Origin of the sequence: uncultured Mucilaginibacter sp., from assembly GCF_937859865.1 — a bacterium.
Taxonomy (GTDB): Bacteria; Bacteroidota; Bacteroidia; order Sphingobacteriales; family Sphingobacteriaceae; genus Mucilaginibacter_A.
Map to the genome: position 1 here is coordinate 1 of NZ_CALMAT010000064.1, position 3,427 is coordinate 3,427.

A 3,427-nucleotide genomic window follows, 5' to 3' on the forward strand; every position below is an offset into this window, starting at 1 on the left:
GTGCATGTACCGCTTGGTAATGCTGCTATTTTGGAAGCCCAAATTTTGATGCTGGCTTCACACAATATTTTGAACCCGGCAAATGGCACGCCAATTACTGTTCCTTCACAGGATATGGTTTTAGGTTTGTACTATATTACAAAAGGCCGTAAAACAGATGCTGACCGCGTAATTAAAGGTGAAGGTTTAACTTTCTATTCTCCTGAAGAAGTGATTATTGCTTACAACGAGAAGAAATTAGACTTGCATGCTTTCATCAAAGTAAAAGTTAACGTTAAAGAACGCGATGGACAGATTGTAAAAAAAGTGATTGATACAACTGTTGGCCGTGTGTTGTTTAACCAAATGGTTCCGGAAGAAGTTGGTTACATTAATGAACTGCTGACCAAGAAATCACTGCGTGATATTATTGGTGATGTGGTAAAAAATACCGGTATGGCACGCGCTGCTCAATTCTTGGATGAAATTAAAGAATTGGGTTTCCAAATGGCGTTCCGCGGCGGTTTGTCTTTCAACTTACAGGATTTAAATATCCCTGCGGAGAAAGTTACGCTGATTGATCAGGCTTCGAAAGAAGTTGAAGAGGTAATGAACAACTACAACATGGGTTTCATTACCAACAACGAGCGTTACAACCAAATTATTGATATCTGGACCAGGATCAATAACCGTTTGACCGCAAACGTAATGGAGATTTTGTCAACCGATAACCAAGGCTTCAACTCTGTTTATATGATGTTGGATTCCGGTGCGCGTGGTTCTAAAGAGCAGATTCGTCAGCTATGCGGAATGCGTGGTTTGATGGCAAAACCTCAAAAATCAGGTTCAGGCGGTGAAATTATTGAAAACCCGATCTTATCTAACTTTAAAGAAGGTTTGTCGGTATTAGAATACTTCATTTCTACACACGGTGCACGTAAAGGTCTGGCTGATACTGCTTTAAAAACGGCTGATGCCGGTTACTTAACCCGTCGTTTACATGATGTTGCGCAGGATATGATCGTTGGCGAAACGGATTGCGGTACTTTAAGAGGTATCTACACAACCGCTTTAAAAGATAACGAGGATATTGTTGAACCATTATATGATCGTATCCTTGGTCGTACAGCTTTAAGCGATGTGCATGATCCATTAACCAACGAATTATTGATTGAAGGTGGAAATGACATTACGGAGGATATTGCTAAAAAAATAGAAAATTCTCCGTTAGAAGGTATCGAAATTCGTTCTGTATTAACTTGTGAAGCTAAAAGAGGTGTTTGTGCATTATGTTATGGCCGTAACTTGGCCAGTGGTAAACGTGTACAACGTGGTGAAGCAGTTGGTGTGATTGCGGCACAATCTATTGGTGAACCGGGAACACAGTTAACGTTGCGTACTTTCCACGTTGGTGGTACAGCTTCTAACATTGCTGCTGAGTCTCAAATCAACGCTAAATTTGATGGGATTATCGAGTTTGAAAACGTTCGGACAGTTCAGTACAAAACAGAAGAAGGCGAAGTTGATGTTGTTTTAGGCCGTTCCGGCGAGTTTAGAATCATCGAAAAAGATACCAACAAGATCATTGTAACCAACAATATTCCTTACGGTTCTTATTTGTATGTGAAAGATAACACACAAATTTCCAAAGGTGATCGTATTTGCTCTTGGGATCCGTACAACGCAGTCATCATTTCAGAATTTGCCGGTAAAACGCAGTTTGAAGCAGTTCAGGAAGGTATTACGTTCCGTGAAGAATCTGATGAGCAAACTGGTCACCGCGAAAAAGTAATCATTGATACACGCGATAAAACCAAAAACCCGGTTATCCAAATCATTGACAGCAGCAAAAACGTCATCAAAGGATATAACATTCCGGTTGGTGCGCACATTGCGGTTGATGAAGGCGAAAAAGTTCAAACCGGACAGGTGATTGCTAAAATTCCTCGTTCAACTGGTAAAACCCGCGATATTACCGGTGGTTTGCCACGTGTAACCGAGTTGTTTGAAGCACGTAACCCATCCAATCCTGCGGTTGTTACCGAAATTGATGGCGTTGTAACTTTAGGCGGCATTAAGAGAGGTAACCGCGAGATCACGATTGAATCAAAAGATGGTCAGGTTAAGAAATATTTAGTTCCGCTTTCTAAACACATTTTGGTTCAGGATAACGACTTTATCAAAGCTGGTATGCCGTTGTCTGACGGTTCTATTTCTCCGGCTGATATTTTGGCCATCAAAGGACCGGCAGCAGTGCAGGAATATTTGGTTAACGGTATCCAGGAAGTTTATCGTTTGCAAGGTGTAAAAATCAACGATAAGCACTTCGAGGTCATTGTTCACCAAATGATGCAAAAAGTTACCATTGAAGATGCAGGCGATACCCGTTTCTTAGAACGAGAAGCAGTTGACCGTTGGGATTTTATGATGGAGAACGACGAGATTTACGATCAAAAAGTGGTTGTTGACCCGGGAAGTTCAAACAATTTGAAACCAGGTCAAATCATTTCCGTTCGTAAATTGCGTGATGAAAACTCGGTATTGAAACGCAAGGATTTGAAACTGGTGGAAGCACGCGATGCTATCGCCGCAAATTCAAGCCAAATGTTACAAGGTATTACCCGCGCATCTTTGGGTACTAAATCGTTTATTTCTGCGGCTTCCTTCCAAGAAACAACCAAAGTGTTGAACGAGGCAGCGATTGCAGGTAAACGCGATAAGATGCTTGGTTTGAAAGAAAACGTAATTGTTGGCCACTTGATTCCTTCGGGAACTGGTTTGCGCGCTTACGATAACGTTCGTGTAGGTTCTCAGGAAGAATTTGACCGTTTGTTGGCTTCCAAATCAGAAGAAGTAGAAGCGTAATGCTTCTTTTATCAACATAAATTTATCAGCCCAAACACTTACAAAAAGTGTTTGGGCTTTTTTATGCCATAAAAGAAGCATCAGCCTGAGCAAAAATGAGTGGATTGGCATTACTAAATTTTATCTGCTAAAAGAAGCATCAAAAAGGCGGTTTATTTGTTATGAAAATAATTAACAGAATAGTTTAAATTGTTAGATCAATAAAAAGACTTTCATTATATTCACATTTTTAGATTTTAGAAATTTGTTTAATTTATGTACGATTATTTAATTGTTGGTTCTGGTTTATTTGGGGCAGTTTTTTCTTACGAAGCTAAAAAAAGAGGAAAAAAGTGCTTAATTATTGATAAAAGGGACCACGCCGGCGGTAACGTTTACTGCGAAAGTGTTGAAGGCATTAATGTGCACAAGTATGGCGCGCACATCTTCCATACCAATGACAAACGGATTTGGGATTATGTGAATTCCTTTGTCGAGTTTAACCGTTACACCAACACGCCGGTTGCAGATTACAAAGGCGTTTTATACAATTTGCCTTTCAACATGAATACTTTTTACCAATTGTGGAAAGTAAAAACACCGG

General features: G+C 40.1%; 2 protein-coding genes. Both read left to right on the forward strand.

Translation table 11 applies throughout. From position 1 onward, the window contains the following. Positions 1–2,844 (forward strand): DNA-directed RNA polymerase subunit beta' (locus tag Q0192_RS06660; protein ID WP_299287952.1); only part of this gene is annotated, 2,844 nt, incomplete at its 5' end. A 255-nt stretch (positions 2,845–3,099) separates the two neighbouring features. Then, positions 3,100–3,427: NAD(P)-binding protein (locus Q0192_RS06665; protein ID WP_299287954.1), on the forward strand; the 328-nt coding region annotated here is incomplete at its 3' end.